The sequence below is a fragment of the Mesorhizobium sp. C089B genome (assembly GCF_030323125.1).
GTDB lineage: Bacteria > Pseudomonadota > Alphaproteobacteria > Rhizobiales > Rhizobiaceae > Mesorhizobium.
In genome coordinates this window covers 4,042,794-4,069,121 of sequence record NZ_CP100469.1, presented here as the reverse complement: position 1 = coordinate 4,069,121, position 26,328 = coordinate 4,042,794, and the positions used below count along the sequence as shown (strand labels likewise).

The 26,328-nt window shown below is 62.9% G+C and carries 22 protein-coding genes, 1 pseudogene and 1 riboswitch; of the genes and pseudogenes, 14 read left to right on the top strand and 9 right to left on the bottom strand.

The window, feature by feature from the left end; translation table 11 throughout:
- Nucleotides 1–334 precede the first annotated feature (334 nt).
- The 5 genes from glmM to serA all read left to right on the top strand — a co-directional run bounded on the left by glmM (nucleotide 335) and on the right by serA (nucleotide 6,909).
- Entirely contained in the window at nucleotides 335–1,687 is a 1,353-nt protein-coding gene (gene glmM, locus NLY44_RS20135; RefSeq protein ID WP_023806566.1) for a phosphoglucosamine mutase, read from the top strand.
- 251 nt (nucleotides 1,688–1,938) lie between these two features.
- Nucleotides 1,939–2,784, top strand: a complete 846-nt coding sequence (locus NLY44_RS20130; protein ID WP_023806565.1) for an outer membrane protein — start codon at nucleotides 1,939–1,941, stop codon at nucleotides 2,782–2,784.
- A gap of 227 nt (nucleotides 2,785–3,011) precedes the next feature.
- A complete protein-coding gene (locus tag NLY44_RS20125) occupies nucleotides 3,012–3,872 on the top strand; it encodes an outer membrane protein (protein WP_023694608.1) in 861 nt (286 codons plus the stop codon).
- A gap of 201 nt (nucleotides 3,873–4,073) precedes the next feature.
- Entirely contained in the window at nucleotides 4,074–5,249 is a 1,176-nt protein-coding gene (locus NLY44_RS20120; RefSeq protein ID WP_023684193.1) for a phosphoserine transaminase, read from the top strand.
- A gap of 58 nt (nucleotides 5,250–5,307) precedes the next feature.
- Nucleotides 5,308–6,909, top strand: coding sequence for a phosphoglycerate dehydrogenase (gene serA, locus NLY44_RS20115; RefSeq protein WP_023806564.1), 1,602 nt, complete (start codon nucleotides 5,308–5,310; stop codon nucleotides 6,907–6,909).
- A 63-nt stretch (nucleotides 6,910–6,972) separates the two neighbouring features.
- Here serA and NLY44_RS20110 read toward each other — a convergent pair whose 3' ends face one another.
- Nucleotides 6,973–7,437: a DUF2231 domain-containing protein gene (locus tag NLY44_RS20110; RefSeq protein ID WP_023747277.1), complete on the bottom strand. Its 465-nt coding sequence runs from the start codon at nucleotides 7,435–7,437 to the stop codon at nucleotides 6,973–6,975.
- Between the two features lie 105 nt (nucleotides 7,438–7,542).
- Nucleotides 7,543–8,448: a DMT family transporter gene (locus tag NLY44_RS20105; RefSeq protein ID WP_023806563.1), complete on the bottom strand. Its 906-nt coding sequence runs from the start codon at nucleotides 8,446–8,448 to the stop codon at nucleotides 7,543–7,545.
- A 208-nt stretch (nucleotides 8,449–8,656) separates the two neighbouring features.
- Between NLY44_RS20105 and NLY44_RS20100 the strand changes: the two genes are divergently transcribed.
- Both NLY44_RS20100 and NLY44_RS20095 read left to right on the top strand, forming a co-directional pair.
- The gene (locus NLY44_RS20100; RefSeq protein WP_023684197.1) at nucleotides 8,657–9,955 is read left to right on the top strand and encodes an adenylosuccinate synthase; all 1,299 of its coding nucleotides are present in this window, start codon (nucleotides 8,657–8,659) and stop codon (nucleotides 9,953–9,955) included.
- Between the two features lie 76 nt (nucleotides 9,956–10,031).
- Nucleotides 10,032–11,689, top strand: a pseudogene (locus NLY44_RS20095) (hypothetical protein).
- 26 nt (nucleotides 11,690–11,715) lie between these two features.
- Here NLY44_RS20095 and NLY44_RS20090 read toward each other — a convergent pair.
- The 3 genes from NLY44_RS20090 to NLY44_RS20075 are packed head-to-tail and all read right to left on the bottom strand — an operon-like array spanning nucleotide 11,716 to nucleotide 14,793.
- Nucleotides 11,716–12,015 carry a CcdB family protein gene (locus NLY44_RS20090; protein WP_023673676.1) on the bottom strand — a complete coding sequence of 100 codons (300 nt, stop codon included), beginning with the start codon at nucleotides 12,013–12,015 and terminating at the stop codon, nucleotides 11,716–11,718.
- The gene (locus tag NLY44_RS20080; protein ID WP_353654440.1) at nucleotides 12,015–14,132 is read right to left on the bottom strand and encodes a type II toxin-antitoxin system CcdA family antitoxin; all 2,118 of its coding nucleotides are present in this window, start codon (nucleotides 14,130–14,132) and stop codon (nucleotides 12,015–12,017) included. The genes NLY44_RS20090 and NLY44_RS20080 overlap by 1 nt, the downstream gene beginning before the upstream one ends.
- A gap of 1 nt (nucleotide 14,133) precedes the next feature.
- Nucleotides 14,134–14,793, bottom strand: coding sequence for a thiamine diphosphokinase (locus tag NLY44_RS20075; protein ID WP_023690494.1), 660 nt, complete (start codon nucleotides 14,791–14,793; stop codon nucleotides 14,134–14,136).
- Between the two features lie 162 nt (nucleotides 14,794–14,955).
- Nucleotides 14,956–15,070, top strand: a riboswitch (TPP riboswitch).
- A 43-nt stretch (nucleotides 15,071–15,113) separates the two neighbouring features.
- Here NLY44_RS20075 and thiB point away from each other — a divergent pair.
- The 4 genes from thiB (at nucleotide 15,114) to NLY44_RS20055 (ending at nucleotide 20,436) form a co-directional block, all read left to right on the top strand.
- Entirely contained in the window at nucleotides 15,114–16,121 is a 1,008-nt protein-coding gene (gene thiB, locus NLY44_RS20070; RefSeq protein WP_023752858.1) for a thiamine ABC transporter substrate binding subunit, read from the top strand.
- Nucleotides 16,122–16,341: 220 nt separating this feature from the next.
- Nucleotides 16,342–17,940: a thiamine/thiamine pyrophosphate ABC transporter permease gene (gene thiP / locus NLY44_RS20065; RefSeq protein WP_023807014.1), complete on the top strand. Its 1,599-nt coding sequence runs from the start codon at nucleotides 16,342–16,344 to the stop codon at nucleotides 17,938–17,940.
- A complete protein-coding gene (gene thiQ / locus NLY44_RS20060; RefSeq protein WP_031356306.1) occupies nucleotides 17,937–18,701 on the top strand; it encodes a thiamine ABC transporter ATP-binding protein in 765 nt (254 codons plus the stop codon). Before thiP ends, thiQ begins: the two co-directional genes overlap by 4 nt.
- A gap of 328 nt (nucleotides 18,702–19,029) precedes the next feature.
- Nucleotides 19,030–20,436, top strand: a complete 1,407-nt coding sequence (locus tag NLY44_RS20055) for a M48 family metalloprotease (RefSeq protein ID WP_245260366.1) — start codon at nucleotides 19,030–19,032, stop codon at nucleotides 20,434–20,436.
- A gap of 82 nt (nucleotides 20,437–20,518) precedes the next feature.
- On the opposite strand, the gene NLY44_RS20050 is transcribed toward NLY44_RS20055, so the two are convergent.
- Entirely contained in the window at nucleotides 20,519–21,376 is an 858-nt protein-coding gene (locus NLY44_RS20050) for an RNA polymerase factor sigma-32 (RefSeq protein ID WP_023693606.1), read from the bottom strand.
- Nucleotides 21,377–21,773: 397 nt separating this feature from the next.
- Here NLY44_RS20050 and NLY44_RS20045 point away from each other — a divergent pair, with 397 nt between their 5' ends.
- The 3 genes from NLY44_RS20045 to NLY44_RS20035 all read left to right on the top strand — a co-directional run bounded on the left by NLY44_RS20045 (nucleotide 21,774) and on the right by NLY44_RS20035 (nucleotide 24,129).
- On the top strand, nucleotides 21,774–22,547 hold the full coding sequence (locus tag NLY44_RS20045; protein ID WP_023702802.1) for an amino acid ABC transporter substrate-binding protein: 774 nt from the start codon (nucleotides 21,774–21,776) through the stop codon (nucleotides 22,545–22,547).
- Nucleotides 22,548–22,684: 137 nt separating this feature from the next.
- Entirely contained in the window at nucleotides 22,685–23,365 is a 681-nt protein-coding gene (locus NLY44_RS20040; protein WP_023693608.1) for an amino acid ABC transporter permease, read from the top strand.
- The gene (locus NLY44_RS20035) at nucleotides 23,362–24,129 is read left to right on the top strand and encodes an amino acid ABC transporter ATP-binding protein (protein WP_023685808.1); all 768 of its coding nucleotides are present in this window, start codon (nucleotides 23,362–23,364) and stop codon (nucleotides 24,127–24,129) included. Before NLY44_RS20040 ends, NLY44_RS20035 begins: the two co-directional genes overlap by 4 nt.
- Nucleotides 24,130–24,325: 196 nt before the next feature.
- On the opposite strand, the gene NLY44_RS20030 is transcribed toward NLY44_RS20035, so the two are convergent.
- The 3 genes from NLY44_RS20030 to NLY44_RS20020 form a co-directional block, all read right to left on the bottom strand.
- A complete protein-coding gene (locus NLY44_RS20030; protein ID WP_023673664.1) occupies nucleotides 24,326–24,907 on the bottom strand; it encodes a CarD family transcriptional regulator in 582 nt (193 codons plus the stop codon).
- Nucleotides 24,908–25,333: 426 nt separating this feature from the next.
- Entirely contained in the window at nucleotides 25,334–25,672 is a 339-nt protein-coding gene (fdxA, locus tag NLY44_RS20025) for a ferredoxin FdxA (RefSeq protein WP_013529180.1), read from the bottom strand.
- A gap of 253 nt (nucleotides 25,673–25,925) precedes the next feature.
- A complete protein-coding gene (locus tag NLY44_RS20020) occupies nucleotides 25,926–26,312 on the bottom strand; it encodes an RNA-binding S4 domain-containing protein (protein ID WP_023673663.1) in 387 nt (128 codons plus the stop codon).
- Nucleotides 26,313–26,328 lie beyond the last annotated feature (16 nt).

Below are 26,328 nucleotides of genomic sequence, written 5' to 3'. Positions count from 1 at the left end.
CCGTTGCTGCGCCCATAGGTTGTATCTGTGTCAATCAATAGCTCTCAACGCTAGGCTGCGCCAGATGCTAAACGGCGTTCTCCCGATAAGGTGATGGACCCTTGCGATCTGCCCCTCCAACAGTCCGGCTTACCGGCCCAATCTGCGCAGTGTGGCCCAGTGTGAATGTTATATTGCGGCAACACCGTGTCATGATACGCTGCCAACGCTCCGAACAGCCTGCTACAATGATTTTCTAAGAATTGGTAATATACAATCACACAATGTGATAGTCGGGCTCGGACCAATTGTGGCATTACGAGCCGGCTGAAAACCGACGGGGATTCTGGCAAGCATGGCAGGACGTTATTTTGGCACCGACGGCATTCGCGGGCGCGCCAACAAGTTTCCGATGACGGCTGAGATCGCGATGCGGGTCGGCATGGCCGCCGGCCTGTCGTTCCAGCGCGGCAGCCATCGCCACCGCGTCGTGCTCGGCAAGGACACCAGGCTGTCCGGCTACATGATCGAAAACGCCATGGTGTCCGGCCTGTGCGCGGCCGGCATGGATGTGTTCCTGCTCGGCCCGATCCCGACACCGGCGGTCGCCATGCTGGTACGCTCGCTGCGCGCCGATATCGGCGTCATGATCTCGGCCTCGCACAACCCTTATTACGACAACGGCATCAAGCTGTTCGGTCCCGATGGCTACAAGCTCTCCGACGAGATCGAGGAGCGCATCGAGAGCATGCTCGACAAGGATATCGAACTGGCGCTCGCCGATTCCGACGGGCTCGGCCGCGCCAAGCGCGTCGACGGCGTGCATGACCGCTACATCGAATTCGCCAAGCGCACGCTGCCGCGCTCGATGTCGCTGTCGGGTCTCAGGATCGTCGTCGATTGCGCCAATGGCGCAGCCTACAAGGTGGCGCCTGCCGCACTTTGGGAACTGGGCGCCGAGGTCATTGCCATCAATGTCGATCCGAACGGTTTCAACATCAACAAGGAATGCGGCTCGACCCATCCGGCCGGCCTGCAGAAGAAGGTGCATGAAGTGCGCGCCGATATCGGCATCGCACTCGACGGCGATGCCGACCGTGTCGTCATCGTCGACGAGAACGGCACCATCGTCGACGGTGACCAGATCATGGCGCTGATCGCCGAGTCCTGGCACCAGAGCGGGCGATTGGCCGGCGGCGGCGTCGTCTCGACGGTGATGTCCAATCTCGGCCTCGAACGCTTCCTTGGCGACATGAAGCTGCAGCTGCATCGCACCAAGGTCGGCGACCGCTATGTCGTTGAGCATATGCGCGCGCATGGGTTGAATGTCGGCGGCGAGCAGTCGGGCCACATCGTGCTGTCCGATTTCTCGACCACTGGCGACGGGCTGGTCTCGGCGCTGCAGGTGCTGGCCTGCATCAAGCGGCAGAACCGGCCGGTCAGCGAACTGTCGAAGAAATTCGAGCCGGTACCGCAGCTGCTGAAGAATGTCCGCATCGCCGGCGGCAAGCCGCTTGAGGAAGCCACGGTCAAGGCGGCGATCGAAGATGCGCGCAACCGTCTCGGCAAGGCCGGCCGCCTGGTCATCCGGCCCTCCGGCACCGAGCCGCTGATCCGCGTCATGGCCGAGGGCGACGACCCACAGCTGGTCGAGGCCGTGGTCAACGACATCGTCGACATCATTTCGGAAACGCGCAGCGCCGCCTGATTGCGCTGCCTACAACGGCAGGGGCGGACTGCCGGCTCAAGACTTCAAGCCCGCCTGCAGGCGGGCTTTTTGTTTCGGCCAGGGTTGGTCCCAGCGTCATGCCGGCGGAGGCCGTTTGCTAAAATGTCGAGAATTCGTGGTTAATCGACAGGGTTAAACGCCTTTTAACTTTTGCAATTCATTATCCACAACTGAGGTCAAACACATTCGAGCGGATTCAAAGTTCCGACGGGTTCTCAGGGGTGACAAACATGTTCAATACAGCAAAAATGGCTTTCCTTGCCGCGCTGTTCGCAGGCGTGGCCGGGCCAGTGTTCGCCGCGGATCTGGCGGAGCCGCCGGTGGTTGAAGAAGCGCCGGCGCCGATCGCCTACGAGCAGCCGGCGGATTTCGGCGGCTGGTACATCCGCGGGGATATCGACTATCACTGGTCGAAGTTCCGCGGTGGTGACTATATTACCTACGGACCCGGCACGAACGACTTCGACACCGGCAAGCTCAAAAGCGCATTTTCGGCCGGCGCCGGTGTCGGTTACCAGATCAACCAGCATTTCCGTACCGATCTCACACTCGACTGGATGAGCAAGTCCAAATTCCGCGGCTCGACCAGCGGAACCTGCGGCGATCTGCTTCCTTGTACTTCCGTCGACACTTCCTCCTATTCGGCATTGTTGCTCCTCGCCAATGCCTATGTCGATATCGGTACTTGGCACGGCGTGACGCCCTATGTCGGCGCCGGCATCGGCGGTGCATGGCTGAAGTGGGATACGCTGCACAACACCGACAGAGACGGTTCGTTCGAGCACCGCGGCGGCAAAGGCTGGCGTTTCGCCTACGCCCTCATGGCCGGCGCCTCCTACTGCCTGACCGACCGCGTCAAGCTCGATGTCGGCTATCGCTACAGCCACATCAATGGCGGCCGCATGTTCGAATATGCTTCTGGACTGGGTGGCACCACCGGCGCTGGTCCGGGCTTCGATCGCGGCATCAATGTGCACGAAGTGCGCGGCGGCCTGCGCTACCAGTTCGGCCGGTCGGACTGCGCCCCGCCGCCGGAGCCTTACCAGCCCGAGCCAGAGCCGATCTACACCAAGTAAACGCTTCGAAACTCCAGTTCGCGAACCGCCCGGCTTTTGCCGGGCGGTTTTCGTTGTGGTCTCAAAGAGACCTTCCAGACGGCATTGACCGCCAGGAAAAAGCCCGGCGAAATCAATTCGGTAACGCTCCGTTATCCTTAACCCTGACTTAACCACTATGGTTAACAATGCTTGTTGAAACGGCGCTCGCCTTCAACGAGGGTGCCAATTTCAGGAGCCGGGGACCCATGAATTTCAAATTGCTGACAGCGCCGGCACTTGCCGCACTCGCGCTAGCGCTGCTGACGCCGGCGCAAGCCGCGGACTACGACCCGCCGATCTATGTCGATCAGGCGCCGGACTATCAACCGGTCGAGGTCGGCTCGGGCTGGTATCTGCGCGGCGATGTCGGCTACGCGTTCAGCCATCCCTTCGAGCATGAGGAAGCGACAACCGGCCCGCTTAACAGCTTTACCGATGAGAGCAGCCTTTTCACAGGCAGTTTCGGTATGGGGTATCATGTCAACGACTATCTTCGGGTCGAGCTGAACGGCGGGATTCTTCCGACCGACAAATTCGGGGAACACGCCAAGTTGGCAGCCACTTGCGACGGCCATACGCTTGTGGACGACGGTTTTGGCACCATCAATTCCGTCGCGGCTACGCAGGCATGCGATCTTTCCGACAATGCTTCCAACAAAGGCTACAGCATCATGGCCAATGGCTATGTCGATCTCGGCACCTATGTTGGAATCACTCCATATCTTGGCGGAGGGGTCGGTGTCGCATACAATAAATATTACAGGAGCATTGGGGCGAAGGATTGCGTGGAAGTGGCCCCCAATTCGTCCGGCACGGGCGGGTTCTCTTGTGATGATCCGGCCGGCTACGAGGGTGCAACGGATAAAGAGGGCAAATTCAACCTTGCTTATTCGATCGGGGGCGGTCTTTCCTATCAGGTGGCCAAGAACGTGTCGGTTGACCTTGGCTACGAATATTTCTCGGTGCCGGGCGCCAAATACGTCGCTTATGACAGCGGCGCCTTCAACATCCACAAGGGCATCAATTATCAGACGGTCAAGCTCGGGCTGCGCTACGACCTCTGGTAGGCTGGCTGCAGATACGAAACCCGACGGCGGATCTCTTCGATCCGCCGTTTGCGTTTGGGCTCACGAAATCCTGATCCCGGACTGCTTCTATCTTGTCAGCGACAAAAACTTTCCTCTTGACGCCTGAGGGCTGAACGCATATCGCCGTCCGTGGGCCACCCCTCCCCAACGAGGGGCCACTATCTGGAAGGATAGACCACGATGACGACGCATACGAAGCCCGGACTCCGTCCGGCAAACCCCAATTTCTCCTCAGGTCCCTGCGCAAAACGCCCCGGCTGGTCGGTCGAGGCGCTGAAGAATGCTGCGCTCGGCCGTTCGCACCGCGCCAAGATCGGCAAGACCAAGCTCGAACAGGCCATCGAGTTGACGCGCGAGATTCTCCAGGTTCCGGCCGATTACCGTATCGGCATCGTGCCGGCGTCGGACACGGGTGCTGTCGAGATGGCGCTGTGGTCGCTGCTCGGTGAACGCGGTGTCGACATGGTGGCATGGGAAAGCTTTGGCTCGGGCTGGGTGACCGATGTCGTCAAGCAGCTGAAGCTCGCCGATATCAGAAAGGTCGAGGCAGGCTATGGCGAACTGCCGGATCTCACCAAGATCGATTTCGACCGCGATGTGGTCTTCACCTGGAACGGCACGACCTCAGGCGTGCGCGTGCCGAATGGCGATTTCATACCGGCGGATCGCAAGGGCCTGACCATCTGCGATGCCACCTCAGCGGCATTCGCGCAAAAGCTCGATTTCCAGAAGCTCGACGTCGTCACCTTCTCCTGGCAGAAAGTGCTGGGCGGCGAGGGCGCACACGGCATGCTGATCCTGTCGCCTCGCGCCGTCGAGCGACTGGAAACCTACAAGCCGGCGTGGCCGCTGCCGAAAATCTTCCGCCTGACCTCGGGCGGCAAGCTGATCGAAGGCATCTTCAAGGGCGAGACCATCAACACGCCGTCGATGCTGTGCGTCGAGGACTATCTCGATGCGCTTCATTGGGCGAAGTCGATCGGCGGTCTCGATGCGTTGATTGCCAGAGCCGATGCCAATGCCGCCGTGCTCGATGGGTTTGTCGACAAGTCGTCCTGGCTCGGCCATCTCGCGGTCGATGCGGCGACACGTTCCAACACGTCCGTATGTCTGTCCTTCACCGACGCCGATGTCGCGGCGCTCGACGCCGACGGGCAGGCGGCTTTCGCCAAGGCGATCGTCTCTGTGCTCGACAAGGAAGGCGTCGCGTACGACATCGGATCCTATCGCGATGCACCTTCCGGCCTGCGCATCTGGTGCGGCGCCACCGTCGAGACCTCCGATCTCGAAGCGCTGCTGCCCTGGCTCGACTGGGCCTTCGCCACGCAGAAGGCTTCGCTGAAGGCCGCAGCCTGAGATTTCGTGGTGGCCTGCGGGCCGCCCTTTCCCGACAATCCAATTCAAGGAGGCCGCCATGGCGCCCCGCGTTCTCGTCTCTGACAAACTCTCCACCACCGCCGTCCAGATATTCAAGGACCGCGGTATCGAGGTCGACTATTTGCCCGATCTCGGCAAGGACAAGGAAAAGCTGCTCGAAGTCATCGGCCAGTATGATGGCCTTGCCATCCGCTCGGCGACCAAGGTCACGGAAAAACTGATCAACGCCGCGACAAGACTCAAGGTCGTCGGCCGCGCCGGCATCGGTGTCGACAATGTCGACATCCCCGCGGCGAGCCGCAAGGGCATCATCGTGATGAACACGCCTTTCGGCAATTCGATCACCACGGCCGAACATGCGGTGGCGATGATCTTTGCACTCGCACGGCAGATCCCGGAGGCCAATGCCTCGACCCATGCCGGCAAATGGGAAAAGAACCGTTTCATGGGCGTCGAGATCACCGGCAAGACGCTGGGTGTCATCGGCTGCGGCAATATCGGCTCGATCGTCGCCACGCGCGGCGTCGGCCTGAAGATGCATGTCGTTGCCTTCGACCCGTTCCTGTCGGACAAGCGCGCCGAGGAACTCGGCGTCGACAAGGTCGAGCTGGACGAGCTTTTCGCCCGCGCCGATTTCATCACGCTGCACACGCCGCTGACCGACAAGACGCGCAACATCATCGACGCGGCGGCGATCGCCAAAATGAAGAACGGCGTGCGCATCATCAATTGCGCGCGTGGCGGGCTCATCGTCGAAGCCGACCTGGTCGCGGCGCTGAAGAGCGGCAAGGTGGCGGGCGCCGGCGTCGATGTGTTCGAGGTCGAACCGGCGGAGAACAACGCGCTGTTCGGCATGGAGAATGTGGTGGCAACGCCGCATCTCGGCGCCTCCACAGCGGAAGCGCAGGAAAATGTCGCGCTCCAGGTGGCCGAGCAGATGGCCGACTATCTGATCAAGGGCGCGGTTTCGAATGCCATCAACATGCCCTCGATCACGGCCGAGGAAGCACCGCGGCTGAAGCCGTTCGTCAAGCTCGCCGAAGTGCTCGGCGCCTTTGTCGGCCAAGTCACCGAGGACCCGATCAACGAGGTCGAGATCCTGTTCGACGGCTCGACCGCGACGATGAACACGCGTGCCCTGATCAGTGCCGCGCTTGCCGGACTGATCCGGCCGCAGGTCGCCGACGTCAATATGGTGTCGGCGCCGATCATGGTGAAGGAGCGCGGCATCATCGTCGCCGAGGTCAAGCGCGACAAGTCGGGCGTGTTCGACGGCTACATCAAGCTGACGGTGAAGACCGAGCACATGACGCGCTCGATCGCCGGCACCTGCTTCTCCGACGGCAAGCCGCGCTTCATCCAGATCAAGGGCATCAATCTCGACGCCGAGGTCGGCCAGCACATGCTCTACACAACCAATGCCGATGCGCCCGGCATTATCGGCCTGCTCGGCACGGTGTGCGGCGAGAACGGCGTCAACATCGCCAACTTCCAGCTCGGCCGCAACCGGCCGGGCGGCGACGCGATTGCGCTGCTCTATCTCGACGCGCCGTTCCCGGAAAAAGTGCTGGAACAGGTCAAGGCGCACAAGTCCATCGACTCGGCCAAGCGGCTGCAGTTCGACATCAACGCAATGTAGTTGACGGCGTGGCGGATGCGGCGGTCCTCCCCCATCGTTGGGGCGGCCGTCGCACAGGCCGGTTCAGGTCAATTCGTCTGAGCCGTCGGAGACGCCCACGCGATGCCGATAGACCAATTCCCAGCCCTTCCAGCCTGTAAACAGCAGGACCAGAACCACGATCAGCGACAAGATAAAGCCGGTCGGAATCACGGCCGCCGCTCCACCGACATAACGCGAGTACCAGTTATAAAGCTCGATCAGCACGACGAGCACGTTGCCGCCGGCATGGAGCCATGCCGTCGTGAGATTGCGGATCTGAACATCGCCGAGGACATCCGTCAGGCCGGTAAGAGCGGCCAAGGCGCCCATGATCAGGCCGGCGCCGAGAAGCCAAAGCGATCCGCTGACCCACCCGGGATCGGCTGTTTGCCAGAAAATCAGATCGCAAACGAAGGTGCCGACAAAGAAGGCGATCGGAAACGGAATCAGCATTGGATGAATGGGGTGACCGGCAATGCTTGCTGTGCTGCGAGGGTTATGGCTCATCTTGTTGCCTCCCACGCAAGCAAACTCCGCCAGAGGTAAAATGTTCCAGGTCGGCGCGCGGCAGCAGTTATCGCGACGGCGGCGCAGCGCGGCAGCGGCCAAATGTCATCCGCAGCGGTTCGGTGCCGACATCTTGCGCCCGCTGTATTCGGCGAGCGAAATGCCGCCCAGCACCAGGGCAAGCGCCAGCGCCTGGTAGAGCTGGAATGTCTCGCCGACGATCAGCACTGACAGCAGCGTGCCGAAGATCGGCACCAGATTGATGAACAGCCCGGCACGGTTGGCGCCGATCAGTTCGTTGCCCCTGATGTAAGTGATCTGCGAAATGACCGAAGCGCCGATCGCGGTATAGACGATGACCACCCAGCCGCTGATATCGGGGACGATAACCTTGCCGGCGGCGACCTCCCACAGGAAGAACGGCAGCGAGGTGATGAGGGCAGCGATCGCCAGGGACAACATCAGGCTCTGCCAGCGCATCACCGGCTTCAGCCGCAGCCCGACCGAATAACCGCTGTAGAGGACGACCGCGACCAGCATGATGGCGTCGCCGAAATTGAGTTCCAATGTGAGCAGCCGGCGCGGATCGCCGTGGCAGGCAGTCAAGATGACGCCGAAGATGGTCAGCACCACGCCCGCAATCTGCGCCCAGCTCACGCGCAGGCGGAAGAAGAAGAAATTGGCAATGATGATCAAGACCGGCATTGCCGCCTGTTCGATCGAGACATTGATCGCGGTCGTGTAGTTGAGCGCGGTGTAAAAAATGGTGTTGAACAGAGTGAAGCCGCTGGCGCCAAGTGCAGCCAGCACGAACCAGTGTTTGCGCACCACCTGCCAGTCCTCCCTGATCGTGCGCCAGCCGATCGGCAGCAGGATCGCGACGGCCAGCACCCAGCGCAGGAAGACCAGCGTCATCGGCGAGACGTGACCGACCGCCAGCTTGCCGGCGACGGAATTGCCGCCCCACAGCAGGGTGGTCAGCAGCAGGAACAGGTAGGCGCGTCGATGCATGCGGGATTCCGGCCGCTTGGGGAGTTGTGTTTGCCGGCCTATTGCCCCCGCCGACGCAAGTAAATGATGTCAAAGCCGAAAATTGTTGTGCCTCAGGGCATTTTCGGCGGCAAAGAAAGGTCGCGCTTGCGAGGTCTTGACGCTATAGAGGCCTGTCGTTTCGAACCATATCCAGGCCGCCAGGGCGGCATCTCAAGGGAAAAGAAACATGGCCAATGTGGTGGTCGTCGGCTCGCAATGGGGCGACGAAGGCAAGGGCAAGATCGTCGACTGGTTGTCGGAGCGCGCCGACGTGGTCGTGCGCTTCCAGGGCGGCCACAATGCCGGCCATACGCTGGTCGTCGACGGCAAGGTCTACAAACTGTCGCTGCTGCCGTCGGGCGTGGTGCGGCAAGGCAAGCTGTCGATCATCGGCAATGGCGTCGTCTTCGACCCGCACGCCTTTGTCGCGGAAGTGGCGAAACTCAAGGCGCAAGGCGTCGAGGTCACGCCGGACCGCCTGAAAATAGCCGAAAACACGGCGCTTATCCTGTCGCTGCACCGGGAGCTGGACGGATTCCGCGAGGACGCCGCCTCCAATTCCGGGACGAAAATTGGCACGACGCGTCGTGGCATCGGCCCAGCCTATGAAGACAAGGTGGGCCGGCGCGCGGTTCGGGTGATGGATCTGGCGGATTTGGAAACGCTGCCTCTCAAGGTCGACAGGCTGCTGACGCATCACAATGCGCTGCGTCGCGGGCTTGGCCATGGCGAAGTCACGCATGAGGCGATCATGACCGAGCTGACCTCGGTCGCCGATGAGATCCTGCCCTATATGGACCGCGTCTGGAAAATCCTCGACGACAAGCGCCGCGCCGGCGAACGCATCCTGTTCGAGGGCGCGCAAGGCACGCTGCTCGACATCGACCACGGCACCTATCCGTTCGTCACCTCGTCCAACACCGTTGCCGGCCAGGCAGCCGCCGGCTCGGGGGTGGGCCCCGGCGCCATCGGCTATGTCCTGGGCATCACCAAGGCCTATACGACGCGTGTCGGCGAAGGCCCGTTCCCGACCGAGCAGAAGAACGAGATCGGCGAATTTCTCGGTACGCGTGGCCACGAATTCGGCGTCGTCACCGGGCGCAAACGCCGTTGCGGCTGGTTCGACGCCGTGCTGGTGCGCCAGGCCGTCGCCGTCAACGGTATCAAGGGCATCGCCCTGACCAAACTCGACGTGCTCGACGGGCTGGATGAGATCAAGGTCTGCACCGGCTACCGTCTCGACGGCGAAACGATCGACTATCTGCCGGCCAGCCAGGGCGCGCAGGCGCGTGTCGAGCCGGTCTACGAGACGCTCGAAGGCTGGAAAGGCACCACAGCCGGCGCGCGCAGCTGGAACGACCTTCCGGCGCAGGCCGTCAAATATGTCCGTTACATCGAGGAGCTGATCGGGGCACCCGTCGCGCTCCTTTCCACCAGCCCGGAACGGGACGACACGATACTTGTGACCGATCCGTTTCAAGACTAGTTTTCTGAAGCCTTTCCGGGCATCGCGGCCGATTTGCGGGGGCCGGCGCGGAAACAAAATACAGGTCGACTGAAGCATGGCAGATTTCGTTGCTATTCTGAAAAGGCGCTCGACAAGCACGGCGACGAAACGCCCGAAAAGCGTACGCGGATCTATGAAAGCGTTCGTACCATGCTGGCGAAGAAGCTTGCGGAGTATTCGCCGCCGCTGGCCGCCGAAGCCATAAGCACGCAGAAGCGATCCCTGGAAGATGCCATCTCGAGCGTCGAGCGCGACTATGCCAGGGCGGTGCCGGCATCCGATCCGCTGGCGGAGCTGGAGCACATCTTCTCCTCCATCGACCGCAACAAGAACCAGTCCAGTCATGTAAAGCCTTCCGCCACGCCTGCGCCGGCCTGGCAGCCGGCGAAACCCGTGCAGCCGGCGCCGACCGCCAGGACAGAGCCGAGCTGGCAGAGGCCCGCGCCGACACCGCCGTCGCCTGCGGCGCGTGCAGAAACCATCGACAAGCAAGCCGCGGAGCTGGACGCTGACGACGATAGCGCCGATGTCTTTGCCAATGACGAGCAGCCGGCGGCGGACACGTTCCAGCGCCTGCGCCCCGCCGAGCGCAGGCGCAGCTATGGCGGGTTGATCGCGGCTGTCGTCGCGCTTCTGGTGGTCGCCGGCGGCGGCTATGGCATCTGGCTGAACAAGGATGCCTTTGGCTCGATGCTGGGCCTCGGCGGCGACACCAAGACGGTCTCGATCGAACCGCTGGTAAAGCCGGCGCCGGCCAAGCCCGCGGCCGATGCACCCGCACCGGCTGCTGCCGGCGAGGGAACGAAGTTCACCCAGCGCCTGTCGCCCGAAGGCGGTGAGACCGACCCCGGTCCCGCGGCCGGTCAAAGCGGGATCGGCGAGGGCGAGTCCGTTGCCGCGCTGACCACACCGCCCCCCGCGGCTCCAGCGCCACCTGCGGCTCCAGCGCCTGCGACCCCGCCGGCCGGCGACGCCGCAGCCACGGGCGCGCCCGCCACGCCGGCGCCCGACGCTTCCGCCACGCCACCGGCAACGCCGCCCGCCGATGGCGCCGCTCCGCCGGCCAATGGGGCAGCACCGGCTGATGCCGCCGCCACGCCGCCCGCGGCCGGCACGCCGCCCGCGGCGCCGGCGGCCGCCGCTTCCGAGCCCACCGTTGCGGTCGGCCAGAAGGCGATCTTCTACGAGGAACGCACCTCGACCGCGCAAGGATCGGCCGAACCCGGCAGCATCGTCTGGTCGCTGGTGCAGGAATCCCCCGGCGGCGACCTGCCGCCCGAGCCGGCGATCCGCGCCGAGGCGACCATTCCCGGCAAGGACATCCAGCTGCGCATGACCATCCGGCGCAATACCGACCAGACGCTGCCGGCCAGCCACATCATCGAGATGATCTTCCTGACGCCCGAGGGCTTTGACGGCGGTGGCGTCGACAACATCCTGCGCGTCGCCATGAAGAGTTCGGAACAGGATGCCGGCAGCCCGCTGATCGGCATTCCGGCCAAGATCGCCGACGGCTTCTTCCTGGTGGCGCTCAACGACACCAAGGCCGACGAGGACGCCAATATGACCTTGCTTCGAGGCCAGGACTGGATCGACGTGCCGGTGGTCTACAAGACCGGACGCCGGGCGCTGCTGACCATGGAAAAGGGCATTCCGGGCGAGAAGGTGTTCGACGAGGCGCTGAAGGCCTGGCAGGCCAAGACGGCAGGTTGACGGGCGGCAGTAGCGGCTGCCTTCGCTCAGAAGCCCTGGAACAGCATGTCGAGCGCGGCGACGATGTCGTCGTGATGTCTAGAAAGGTTTCCCTCTGGCATCCGCAATTCGGACGCGCTGAAGGCCGACACAAACTGTGTGACCATCACAAGATCTTTGCCGTTTATAGCGAAGGTCGGGTTCAGGCGGCGGCCAGGAAGCGGGGCAATCTCGGGCGGCATCAAAGGTACGACCACCCTCGTGCTCAGCCCTTCAAGCATATCTGACTGCACGTCGAGAAGATAACCGTCGCTCTCGGTACTCCGATAGAAATCGTAACGCGCCATCAGAACGGCCGGTGTTTAGCCAATGGCAGTCCGTTCTTTCGGACATATTCGTTGGAGCTTTCGATGGCTTCCCAGTTTTCTTCTTGCCATCGACGCGTTTTCTCCGCCGCAATCGCTTTCGCGATCCCTGCTTCGGCAGCGCGGGAGATGTTGATGCCCAACGCTTTGGCGTCCTTGATCAACTGAGAGTCAATGGACGTGTTGACAGAGGTCCGCTGAGTTTTTGGCGTCGATTGAAGCACGGAGATGCCTCCTTTTATGCGCACAATATACGCGCATAAAAGACCGCAGGCAATGCTACCCTCCATCTCCTCACGCAGCATTTCCAGTTCCAGCCACTCTTCCTCGAGTGCGGCCAGCGTGGCGCGTTCCTTGTCGAGGGCGGCGATGGTCTTTTGGAACGAGGCCGGGTCGCGCTCGTAATAGGCGGGATCGGCGATGTTGTTTTCCAAACGCGAGATCGAGGCCATTACCGCCTCGATCTTCTTGGGCAGCGATTCCAGGGCGAATTTCTGCTTGAACGACAGTTTCTTCGACGGCCCTTTTGGCGCTGCCGGCTCGCTCTTGCCCGGCGCCGGCGCATCGCTGGCTTCGGCCTTGGCGCGCGCCTTGCGGTCGTCGAGCCGGGTGCCGCCGCGCTGCGCCAGCATGTCGGAATAGCCACCGGCATATTCGATCCAGCGGCCGCCTCCGTCCGGGGCGATGATGCTGGTGACGGTGCGGTCGAGGAAGTCGCGGTCGTGGCTGACCAGGATGACCGTGCCGGCAAAGCCGGCGACAAGTTCCTGCAACAGTTCCAGCGTCTCCATGTCGAGATCGTTGGTCGGCTCGTCGAGCACTAGAAGGTTGGCCGGCCGCGCCAGAACACGCGCCAGGAGCAGCCGCGCCCGTTCGCCGCCGGACAGCTCGCGCACCGGGGTGCGCGCCTGTTCCGGCTTGAACAGGAAATCCTTCATGTAGGACACGACATGGCGCTGCTCGCCATTGATGACGAGGTTTTCGCCGCGCCCGTCCGTGAGATACTGCGCCAGGGTCTCGGCCGGATCGACCGCCTCGCGCTTCTGGTCGAGCGTGGCGATTTCCAGATTGGTGCCGAGCCGCACCGAGCCGGCGTCGGGCTTCATCTCGCCGGTGAGCATCTTCAACAGCGTCGTCTTGCCGGCGCCGTTCGGCCCGACAAGGCCGATGCGATCGCCGCGCTGGATGCGGGTCGAGAAGCCTTTGACCACGGTGAGGTCGCCAAAGCTCTTTTCGATGTTCTTGGCCTCGATCACCAGCTTGCCGGATTCGGCGGCGTCGCTGGCCACCATGGTGGCCGAGCCCTCGGCGCCGCGATGGCCGCGAAAACGCTGGCGCATGGTCTGCAGTTCGCCCAGGCGGCGCATGTTGCGTTTGCGGCGAGCCGTCACGCCATAGCGCAGCCAATGCTCCTCGCGCACGATCTGGCGGCCGAGCTTGTGCTGTTCGCGCTCTTCCTCTTCCAGCACAAGGTCGCGCCATTCCTCGAAATGGCCAAAGCCCTTGTCGAGGCGGCGGGTCTGGCCACGGTCGAGCCAGACGGTGGCGCGCGAGACGCGTTCGAGGAAGCGACGGTCGTGCGAGATGACGATCAGCGCCGAAGACGTCCGGACAAGCTCTTCTTCCAGCCATTCGATGACCGACAAATCGAGATGGTTCGTCGGCTCATCAAGCAGCATAATATCGGGTTCGGGCGCCATGACGCGGGCAAGTGCTGCGCGGCGCGCCTCGCCGCCGGAGAGATCGTTGGGGTTCTCCGTGCCGGCGAGGCCGAGATGCTCCATCAGATATGTGGCGCGGTAGGGATCGTCGGCAGGCCCAAGCCCGGCCTCGACATAGGCGCGCACATTGGCAAAGCCGTCCATGTCGGGCATTTGCGGGAGATAGCGCACCGTTGCCGAAGGCTGGCGGAAGACCTCGCCGTCTTGCGGCTCGATCAGACCAGCAGCAATCTTCAGGAGCGTCGACTTGCCGGAGCCGTTGCGGCCGACGAGCGCAATCTTGTCACCGGCGGACGCCGTCAGTTCGGCGCCATCGAGCAGCGGCGTGCCGCCAAAGGTCAGTCTTATGCCGTCGAGGTTGAGAAGGGGCGGGGCCATGTCAGCTTTCAGGCAAGGGGTAGGGGTGGGCGAGCAGCAGCGCGCGGCCATGGCCGAGCGCGATTTCGAGGCCGCCCCCGGTCGTGTTGGACTTCACCTCGTTCGAGATGGTCAGCGACGAGCCGAACACGACCTCGACATGGTCGAGCGGCCACTTCGCGCCGGACACGGTGAGGCCCGAAAGATCGGAAAAGCCGAGCACCGAAAACAGCGTTCCGTCGGCATAGTCGAAGCCGGCCTTGCCAGGCAGCAGAGGGGCGCCTTCCTGCGCTCCGCTGGTCAACAGCAATTTTGTACCGGCCTCGGCCAGCCGCAGGCTGAGCGCCAGATGGAGGAAGGCGTGGTCGGCGCGCTTGCCGCCGAAAGCGCCGGCCAGCACCAGGCTGGTGGCGCCGCGTTCCAATGCCGCCGCGATCGCCAGTTCGCCATCGGTCTTGTCCTTTTCGGGAGGAAACACCTCCCGCGGCACGGCGGCGAGATCGGCAGGCAGGTCCGCCGGCACGGAATCGAAATCGCCGACCCACAGCTCCGGCATCACGCCGAGCAGGCGGGCATGATCGATGCCGGCGTCGGCGGCGATGACGCGCGTGCCCGCGACCTGGCGGTCGAGCCGCGGCGTGCGGACGAGATCGCCGCCAAGCAGGATGGTGAATGTGCTCATATCCGCTGGCCCTTACCAGCCCCGCCGACGAAACGGAAGGCCGAGCGGCACCGTCACTCTTTGTTGGAGCATGATCTTTTTCCGGAAACGGATTCCACTTTCCGGGATCATGCTCGGGCAAACTTCCACTTGCGTGGCACCTTGGCCGGGCCTATGTGTCGAAACGCTCTAACGGGGTGCCGGACGCGATCTTCGCGGACCGGCTGAGAGGCAGTCTCGCCAACCCGCTGAACCTGATCCGGTTTGTACCGGCGGAGGGATTAGACGCTTCGGACAGCCCGACGCCTCAATTCCTTTCAACACGAATGAAGGAGGCGCCGATGCGCATGTTTTTGTCCCGTCTTGTCCCAGCGCTGGGGCTTGCTGTTTCGCTACTGGCAAGCTCTGCGTCCGCGCAGGAAAAACTCACGATCTATACCTATGAGAGTTTCACTGCCGACTGGGGTCCGGGCCCCCAGGTGAAGAAGGAATTCGAGGCCGAGTGCGGCTGCAGCGTCGACTTCGTCTCGGTGGCCGACGGCGTCGCGCTGCTCAACCGCGTCAAGCTCGAAGGTGCCTCGACCAAGGCCGATATCGTGCTTGGTCTCGACACCAACCTCACTGCGGAAGCCAAGGCTTCCGGCCTGTTTGTCCCACATGGCGCGGTGGCTGAAAACAACGTGCCGGGCGGCTGGAGCGACGACACTTTCGTGCCCTATGATTATGGTTATTTCGCCGTCGTCTACGACACCGAAAAGCTGAAGAGCCCGCCGAAGAGCCTGAAGGAACTGGTCGAGGGCGATGCCGCCGACAAGATCGTCATCCAGGATCCGAGGACGTCGACGCCGGGCCTCGGCCTGCTGCTGTGGGTCAAGTCGGTCTATGGCGACAAGGCGCCGGAAGCCTGGGCGAAACTCAAGGGCAAAGTGCTGACGGTGACGCCCGGCTGGAGCGAGGCCTATGGCCTGTTCACCAAGGGCGAGGCGCCGATGGTGCTTTCCTATACGACGTCGCCGGCCTACCACATGGTGGCCGAGAACACCGGGCGCTACCAGGCGGCCTCGTTCGAGGAAGGCGAGTATCTGCAGATCGAGGTCGCCGGCATCACCACCACGGGCGCGAAGAATCCGCTGGCGGCGAAGTTCCTGGCCTTCATGACCGGGCCGAAATTCCAGGATGTCATTCCGGAGACCAACTGGATGTTCCCGGCCGGGAAAACCGACAAGCCGCTCAATCCGGCTTTTGATAGGCTGGTCAAGCCGGCGAAGACCTTGCTGTTCAGCCCGGAAGAGGTCGCGGCAAATCGCAAGGCCTGGGTGGATGAATGGCTGGCGGTGATGAGCAAATAGCTTTGGCTGTATGATCGAAAGATGAGTGCCCTACGGCGCCCCCCTCTGTCCTGCCGGACATCTCCCCCACGAGGGGGGAGATTGGCTATCGTCGGCGATTTCGCCAGTCGCCAAGGTTGCAGGAATAAGCGGGGCGCGGAAATAGCTGATCTCCCCCCTTGTGGGGGAGATGTCCGGCAGGACAGAGGGGGGCGCGAAGGAACGCGACGCCCGGTAAAGAGTGCAACGCTCTGACCCCCGCATCACGGCCGGCATTGTCGCGCTTGCGGCAATCGCGCTGCTGATCGGTGGCGCCTTCGCCGGCCTTATCCGCGAAGGCGCGCACGACCTTTCCGGCGCCGCGTCCGCCTTTGACCTCTATCTCCTGCGCGTTGTCCGCTTCACGCTCTGGCAGGCTGCGCTCTCGATGCTGCTTTCCGTCGTACCGGCGCTGTTCGTCGCCCGCGCGCTGTCGCGGCATCCGCGCTTCTTCGGACGCGGCTTCATCCTGCAGCTGTTTACTGTGCCCCTTGCCTTGCCGGCGATTGTCGCAGCGCTGGGCATACTGGCGCTCTACGGCCGCGCCGGTTATTTCGCCGCGATCGGTGGCCAGAGCTGGCCCGACATCTATGGGCTGCCGGGCATCCTCGTCGCCCACGTCTTCTTTAACCTGCCGCTGGCCACCCGGCTGTTCCTCGAAGCGCTGGGCACGGTGCCGGCCGATCAATGGCGGCTGGCGAACCAGCTCGGCATGGGAGCGAGGCCAGCCTTCCGGCTGATCGAGTGGCCGGTGCTGCGCGCCGCGCTGCCGGGCGTCGCCGGGCTTGTCTTCATGCTTTGCATCACCTCCTTCACCATCGTCCTGATCCTCGGCGGCGGGCCGGCGGCGACGACGCTGGAAGTCGCCATCTATCAGGCACTGCGTTTCGACTTCGATCCGGCGCGAGCGGTGACGCTGACCGTGCTGCAGATCGCGCTGACTTTTGCCGTCATGCTGGCGCTGACGCGGCTTGGCGCCAATATGACCGGCGACGCCAATTTGCCTGTCGCGCCGCGCCGCTATCACTTGGCCGGCAAAGCAGAAACAGCGTTCAACGCCGTCCTGATCGTGCTCGCCTTGCTGTTCGTCGCCGGACCAATGGCGGCCACCGTCGCGTCCGGCCTCGACGCCGATCTCGGCCGGTTGGCGGGCGAGAGTGCCGTGCGTCAGGCGACGCTGACCAGCGCCGGTCTCGCCTTCTCGGCGGCGCTACTTTCGGTGGCGCTGTCGCTGTCGCTGATCATGGCGCGTCGGGCATTGTCGCTGCGCCGCCGGTCCAGTGCCCGTTCATTGCTCGAACATGCCACCGACACCGGCGCCGGCTTCGTCCTCGTCGTGCCACCCGTCGTCATCGGCGCCGGCTGGTTTCTCCTGCTGCGCACGGTCAGCGATGTCTTTGCCATCGCGCCGGTCATGGTCGTCACCGTCAATGCGGTGATGGCGATGCCCTTTGCCATCCGCGCGATGCGCCCGGCCTATGATGCGGCGAGCGAGCGCCATGAGAGGCTGTGCGCGCAGCTCGGGATTGCGGGCTGGAACCGGCTGCTTCTGGTCGACTGGCCGTCGCTCCGGCGGCCGCTGGCCACCGGCTTTGCCTTCGCCATGGCGCTGTCGCTCGGCGATCTCGGCGTCATCGCGCTGTTCGGCAGCGATTCGGTGCAGACCTTGCCCTATCTCCTGCTGGCGCGCATGGGCAGCTATCGCACGGCCGATGCTGCCGGGCTGGCTTTGCTGCTCGGGGCGGTCTGCCTTGCATTGGTGGTCGCGGCAGACTGGCTGGGACGGGGAGAGAGATCGTGACGTCCGCTGTGGAGAAAGGCACGACTGTCCGGCTGGACACGGTCTCGTTCAGCTATGGCGAAACGTCATTCCTGTTCGATGTCGAATTCGATACATCGAAGATCACCGCCATCATGGGGGCAAGTGGTTCGGGCAAATCGACCTTGCTCAATCTGGTGGCTGGTTTCGAGACGCCGGAGTTCGGTCGTGTGCTGATCGGCGGCGCCGATGTCGGCGCCGAGCCGCCTTCGGTGCGGCCGGTGTCGATGGTATTCCAGGAAAACAATCTGTTTGCTCATCTCTCGGTGGAGAAGAATGTCGGGCTCGGCCGCTCGCCATCTCTCAACCTGACCGACGCCGATCGCGCCGCAATCGCCGAGGCGCTTGACCGCGTCGGCCTGGCCGGCAAGGAAATGCGCCTGCCGCGCGAACTCTCCGGCGGCGAAAGGCAGCGCGTGGCGCTCGCCCGCGTTCTGGTGCGCGACCGGCCGGTGCTGCTGCTCGACGAGCCGTTCGCTTCGCTCGGGCCAGCGCTGCGCGATGATATGCTCGACCTGGTGTCCGGCGTTCATGCCGAGCGGGCGATGACGGTGCTGTTCGTCACGCATCAGCCGGAAGACGCTCGCCGTATCGGCGAGCAGATGGTTTTTCTGGACAATGGCAGGGTTGCCGCGACGGGACCTGCCGCCGATTTTTTCGACGGCACTGGCCCTGAAGCGTTTCGGCGCTATATCGGCGCAAGTTCGGGCGGATCACGCGATATTGCCCGGAAGCGGACATAATTTACGACCAAACCGGCTACAGGTGATGTGGCGCTTGCTTGCCATGGTCCAGTCGATGTGGCTAGGTCCGCTTAGTACTGGTCCGGCACGAGCCGTGATTTGCCCCTACAGCGCCGCACCCGGCCGGATGCGTAAACGCTGTAGGTTTTTTGATGTGCAGGATTGCCAACGAAAACCGATTTTTCGCTGGCGCGGGCCCCGGTCCAAATCATGCGCCGAGAGCTGAAGGAACGCCGTGCTAACGACCGGCACTGACACTTTGAAACGCAGACCGCTGGTGCGCTTCCTCGCGCTGGCCGGCCTTGCCGTGGCGCTGGCCAGCTGCCAGATGTTCACGCCTCCCGAAGTGCAGGAATCTGGCTTCCAGCCTTCCGACAAGCCGATCACGGTCGACAATGTCGCCGCCAACAGCAAGCTTGCCGAACTGGCGAAGGCACAGCATCCGCGCATCCTTGCCACCTATGGCGGCGAATATTCCGATCCCAAGCTCGAGCGCATGGTGGCCAAGGTTGTCGGCAGCCTGACCGTGGTGTCGGCCAATCCGACCCAGACCTATCGCATCACCATCCTCAATTCGCCCAACGTCAACGCTTTCGCGCTGCCGGGTGGCTATCTCTACGTCACCCGCGGCCTGCTGGCGCTGGCCAATGATTCGGCCGAACTCGCCGCCGTCATCGCGCATGAGATGGGCCACGTCACCGCCAATCATGGTCTGCAGCGACAGCAGCTCGAGGCCGAGGAAGGCCTGGCGACCAAGGTGGTCTCCGATGTGCTGGGCGACAGCCCGACCGCCAAGCAGGCATTGATCCGCGGCAAGCTGAGGCTGGCGCAGTTCTCGCGCAACCAGGAGCTGGAGGCAGATGCCATCGGCATCAAGTCGATCGGCGAGGCGGGTTACGATCCCTATGCCGCCGGGCGTTTCCTGCAGTCGATGTCGGCCTATACAGATTTCCGCTCGATCAGCGGCGCCACCGACGCCAGCCTCGACTTCCTGGCTACGCACCCCAACACGCCGCAGCGAATTGATCTGGCGCAGCGTCACGCCCGCCAGTTCGGCGCGCCGGGCATCGGCACGCGCGACCGCGATTCCTTCCTGGCCGGGATAGACGGCCTGCTCTATGGCGACACGCCGGAAGAGGGCTATGTGCGCGGCCAGACCTTCCTGCATCCGGGCCTCGGCGTATCGTTCACGGTGCCCGACGGCTTCATCATCGACAATTCGGCAGCGGCGGTGACGGCGACCGGTCCCGGCGACATGGCGATCCGCTTCGACGGTGTGTCGATCGACAAGGATCGTGCGCTGACCGACTACATCAGAAGCGGCTGGGTGGCCGGTCTCGACGAGACCAGTGTGCGCCAGGAGACGATCGACGGCAACGAGGCGGCGACAGCGCACGCCGGCGCCGATGGCTGGCAGTTCGACATTGCAGTGATCCGCGCCGGCGGCCAGGTCTATCGCCTGCTGACGGCCGCCCCCTCGGCCAGCACGACACTCGATCCGGTGGCACGCTCGGTCAGCGGTTCGTTCCGCGTGCTCAGCCCCGCCGAGAAAGCGGCACTGAAGCCGCTGCATATCCGCGTCGTCACGGTACAGGCCGGGCAGACGATGGGCACACTTTCGGCGCAGATGGTCGGCGTCGACCGCAAGCTCGATCTGTTCCGCGTGCTCAACGCGATGTCGCCGGGCGCCTCGGTTTCGGCCGGCGACAAGGTCAAGATCGTCACGGACAGATAGCGCCGGTCTTCGTCAGAAACCACAGCCTGCGTAGTGCTTTTTTCTGAGATAACTCAGGGCGGTACCCCTGTTCCTGGCAATCTCACGCTGCCATGAATTCGGGGTTCTGCTTGACCAGCGCGAGCTTGAGCTTTTCCATGGCGCGGGCCTCGATCTGGCGGACACGCTCCTTGGAAATGCCGAGCGTCTCGCCGAGCGCCTCAAGCGTCGCACCTTCGTCTGTCAGCCGACGCTCCTCGATGATCCTGAGTTCGCGGGCATTGAGCGCGCGGAGCGCCGTCTTCAGCCACATCAGGCGCCGTTCGACGTCGATGGTGTCGCCGGCGACCTCGTCAGGCAATGGATCGTCCGAAATCAGGAAGTCCATCCGCTCGGTGGTACCGGCCTCATCGGCGAGCGGTGCGTTGAGCGAAGAGTCAGGTGCTGAAAGCCTGGAATCCATCTTCTCGACATCGGCCTCGGAGACGCCGAGGGCTACCGAGACTTCGCGGTAGAGCGTGGCGTTAGAGATCGGCTCGGCGCCATTGGCAAGACGGGCGCGCAGGCGCCGCAGGTTGAAGAACAGTGCCTTTTGCGCCGAAGAGGTGCCGCCGCGAACGATCGACCAGTTGCGCAGGATGTAGTCCTGCATCGAAGCGCGGATCCACCATGTCGCATAGGTCGAGAAGCGCACCTCGCGCTCCGGCTCGAAACGCGCGGCTGCTTCCAGCAGCCCGACATGGCCCTCCTGGACCAGATCGCCGAGCGGCAGGCCGTAATGTCGGAATTTCGAAGCCATGGAGATGACCAGCCGCATATGGGCGACGGTAATCTGATGCAGCGCCTGCTGATCCTGGTCTTCCTTCCAGCGCAAGGCGAGAACATGTTCCTCATCGCGCTCGAGGTAAGGGGCTTTCATTGCCGTGCGGACCATGGTCCGTCCTGCCGTGTCTTCGATCATGCCGCGCTCCTGCTCCCGGACATTTTCGGACGGCCTGGCGGCCGTTATCTCTGTTTGACGCAATTCCGAAGGAAACCGCTTTCCCACTTTCCTGGAATTGCTTCGGGCCTAGCGCAGCCAAGGGTTCTTGAAATGGAAACGCGGCGCCCTACAACAAGCCATGAACGTGCCACACCGGGGATTGGTTCCGCCGCCGATGGCGGTTGTTTTGTGCGGTCCGACAGGGCGCATCGACACCGCAGATCGGGACTATTGGCACCGATCCGAGCTGCTTTGAGAATCTGATTTCTGGATCGCCGTTTTTTTGAAATCTGGTTCCTTATTTTGCTGCGCTGTATCTGTCAGTTTCCGGCTCTCACAAGCGCCGGACACCGGCCAAGGACGGGATCACATAGAAATGAAATGGCTCAATTCGCTCATCGTCGCCGGAACGCTTCAGGTTCTGGCTGTTACATCAGGCCATGCCGGCGCCAATCTTGACCAGATCAAGCAGGCCGGCACCCTCAAAGTCGGCACCGAAGGCACCTATGCACCCTTCACCTATCATGATGCTTCCGGCGCGCTGGTCGGCTTCGACGTCGAGATCGCCAAGGCGATCGGCGACAAGCTCGGCGTCAAGGTCGAGTTCCTCGAAGGCAAATGGGACGGGCTGATCGCCGGCCTCGACGCCAACCGCTACGACGCCGTGATCAACGAGGTCGGCATTACCGACGCGCGCAAGGCCAAGTACGATTTCTCCGATCCTTACATCGCCTCCAAGGCCGTGCTGATCGTGCGCGGCGACAATACCGACATCAAGACCTTCGCCGACCTCAAGGGCAAGAAGTCGGCACAGTCGTTGACATCGAATTTCGGCAAGCTCGCCGAGACCAACGGCGCCGAACTTGTCGGCACCGACGGCTTCGACCAGTCGATCCAGCTGCTGCTCACCGGCCGCGCCGACGCCACCATCAATGACAGCCTGTCTTTCCTCGACTTCAAGAAGCACAAGCCGGACGCCAATGTGAAGATCGCCGCGCAGGAAGAGAACGCCGACTATTCCGGCGTCATCGTGCGCAAGGGTGATCCGGAGCTGGTCGCGGCGATCAACAAGGCGCTGGCCGACATCAAGGCCGACGGCACCTACAAGAAGATCGCCGATACCTATTTCGGCCAGGATGTCTCGCAGTAAAGACCATCTCCCGGCGGTTTGCCGGCAATGACAAATAGCGGCGGGCCGTCTTTGACGGCTCGCCGTTATTCGCATGATATGAGAAGCACACAATCGCACTGCCGTCACCGCGGCGGTCTGTGAGGGAGGAGCCGTTCGTGCCGCACTGGCTACACCTGATGCTGGACTCGTTGCCGACACTGCTGTGGGCGGCGTTGATCTTCACCGTACCGCTGACATTGCTATCGTTCGCACTCGGCCTGTTCGTCGGCCTTGTTGTCGCCCTGGTGCGGCTGTTCGGCCCCAAGCCTCTGGTTGCCGTGGTCCGCTTCTATGTCTGGATCTTTCGCGGCACGCCGCTTCTGGTGCAGCTGTTCCTGATCTTTTACGGCCTGCCTTCGGTCGGCATATTGCTGGATGCTTTTCCGGCGGCGCTGATTGGCTTCACCCTCAACATAGGCGCCTACAGTTCGGAAATTATCCGCGCCGTGATCGGCTCGGTGCCGAAGGGCCAGTGGGAAGCGGCCTATTCGATCGGCATGACCTGGAGCCAGGCGATGCGGCGCACCATCCTGCCGCAAGCCGGCCGCGTCGCCGTGCCGCCGCTGTCCAACACCTTCATCTCGCTGGTCAAGGATACGTCGCTGGCCGCCGCCATCACCGTGCCGGAGATGTTCCAGGCGGCGCAGCGCATCGTCGCCACCACCTATGAACCGCTGATCCTCTATGTCGAGGCGGCGATCCTTTATCTGGCGATGAGCTCGGTGCTTTCGGCCTTGCAGACGCGGCTGGAGGAGCGGCTCAACCGCTATGGCGGCTTCCTGGAGGCGCGCTCATGATCGGCCTCACCGATATCGAAAAGCGCTTCGGCGACAATCTGGTGCTGAAGGGCGTGACGGTCACCATTGCCGAAGGCAGCGTCACCGCGCTTGTCGGTCCCTCCGGCGGTGGCAAGAGCACTCTGCTGCGCTGCATCAACCTGTTGGAGATCCCGACCTCGGGCATGGTGCGCATCGGCGACGAGACGCTGGAATTCCGTCCCGGCATCAAGATCCCCAGCCGCGACATCCAGCGCCTGCGGCTGCAGACCGGCATGGTGTTCCAGAACTTCCAGCTGTTCCCGCATCGCACCGCGATCGAGAACGTCATGGAAGGCCTGGTGACGGTGCTGAAATGGCCGACGGCAAAGGCGCGCGAGCGGGCACTGGCGCTGCTCGAGAAGGTCGGCATGGCGCACAAGGCGGATGATTGGCCGGCAACGCTGTCGGGCGGCCAGCAGCAGCGTGTGGCGATCGCCCGCGCCCTGGCGCCGTCCCCGAAAGTGCTGCTTTGCGACGAGCCGACCTCGGCGCTCGATCCGGAACTGGCGCAGGAAGTGGTCGACGTGCTGGGAAAACTCGCCAGCGAAGGCACGACCATGGTGATGGCCACGCACGACCTTCGCCTTGCCTCCAAGATTGCGCAGGAGGTGGTGTTCCTCGACGCCGGCGTCATCGTCGAGAAGGGGCCGTCCGCCGTGGTGTTCTCCAACCCGGAGCGTGAACGGACGAAGCGTTTTATTGCGACGCTGAAGCAGGAGGCGGAGAAGGAAGCCGGCGGCTGAGCCTTCTACCTCCCCCTTGTGGGAGGTCGGACGGAAGGTCCGGGTCGGGTCTGGTGCCGTCCCCCATCCTCGCTGCTTCGCAGCGACCCTGCCTGGGCGAGCCACGGGTCTCGCCCTTCCTTGGAACCCCACAAGGGGGTAAAAACAAAAACCCGGCACAAGGCCGGGTTTTTCATGAATTCGACGGTGAAAGCGATCAGGCAGCTTCTTCCTGCTCGGCTTCCTCATTGTCGGCCTTGGCGCCGCGCTTCGGGCCCTTGTTGAGGTTGACCTCGATCAGGCGCACGGCTTCGGTTTCCGACATGCGGTTGACTGCCGCGATCTCGCGCGCCATGCGGTCGAGTGCCGCCTCATAGAGCTGACGCTCGGAATAGGACTGTTCCGGCTGGTTGTCGGCACGATAGAGGTCGCGCACGACTTCCGAGATCGAGATCAGGTCGCCCGAATTGATCTTGGCATCATATTCCTGCGCACGGCGAGACCACATGGTGCGCTTGACGCGGGCGCGGCCCTGGACGACCTTCAGCGCGCGCTCGACATAATCCTCTTCCGACAGCTTGCGCATGCCGATGGAGGTCGCCTTGGCGACCGGAACCTTCAGGCGCATCTTGTCCTTCTGGAAGTCGATGACGAACAGTTCCAGCTTGTGGCCCGCAACTTCCTGCTCGTCGATCGAGACGATCTGGCCGACGCCGTGCGCCGGATAGACGATGTACTCGCCGGTCTTGAAACCGTGGCGTGCCGAGGTGGACTTCTTCTGCGGGGTGATCGTTGCCATTACGCCCTGAACTCCTTGTTGTGGCACCGGCGGCCTGCCGGTCCGAACGCATGCGACCGGGGACACCGATCGTTAGCCGCACAACAGATGAACCCATCGGAAAAAGCCGGGACCGGCAAACCGCATACATAGCGACTGCCTGGCCCAGATCGCTCTGGTCCGATTGGGGATTTCACCTTTCAGTGATTTGGGGCGCTTGCGCCATAAATCGACGTTGTGTCACCGGCATGTTTCAACTGGTGTAGCACAAAAAGTCGGAAGAATCAAGGTTTTGCTGCAAACGCGAAGGTCGAGCGCCATCGCCGCCTGTCAAGGCAGTTAATGTATGATGCGCGTTACGCAGCGTTATAACGATCCAATAGGCCGCACTTTTTTGCTTTGCGCATCACCCTTTCCGAAATCGATTCCGATTCCAGCGTCATGTGCTCAGTCGCCTTCGCCGGGCTCGGCGGAGAAATATTTCTCGAACTTGCCGGCCTCGCCGTCGAAGCTCTTGGCATCTGCCGGAGGCTCCTTCTTGGCGGTGATGTTGGGCCATTTCTCGGCGTATTCGGTGTTGACCTGCAGCCATTTGTCGAGGCCCGGCTCGGTGTCGGGCTTGATTGCATCGGCCGGGCATTCCGGTTCGCAGACGCCGCAGTCGATGCACTCGTCGGGATGTATGACAAGCATGTTCTCGCCCTCGTAGAAGCAGTCGACCGGACAGACCTCGATGCAGTCCATGTACTTGCATTTGATGCAGTTGTCGGTCACGACATAGGTCATTGGTCGGCTCCGGGACGTCCCGTTCTTGCTAGAGCGACGTGCGTCCAATTGGACGCACAAAGTACGCTCTGACACTTTGAATCTGCGCATCGTGCCTTCCGAAAAATCGATTTCCGATTTTCGGGCCGATGCGGCGGCTTTTTTGGTGAGGTAACGCCTTTGCCTGCCGCTTGCAAGGGCAGCCATTGCAGGCGGGGCCCGCGTGTCCGGAATGAAATTCCAGACCGCCGGCATGGCGCAGACGGCCAAGGCTTCAGTCTTCGCCGAACAGCCGGTCGGTTTGCCTGCGCTCTTTCTTGGTCGGCCGGCCGCTGCCGGCGTCGCGCAGCGCCGGAATGGCATCGGCAACAGCCTCGCCTTTCGGCGCCGGCGGCGGGGACATGTCCTCGTAGAGCGTGCGCGCTTCCTCGGCCGGACCGCGCCGCACGCCGGTGCCAAGCACCTTCCAAATGAAAATACGGCGCTCGTGCGTAATGGTCAAAACGTCGCCAGGCTTGACCAGATCGGAGGCCTGCGCTGCTTTGTCGCTGTTGATGCGGACGCGTCCGGCGACAACCAGCTTGGCCGCCAGCGAGCGCGATTTTATCGCGCGCGAAAAGAACAGCCACTTGTCGATGCGCTGACGACCTTCAGCAACCATCGCAGCGAACCTGGGG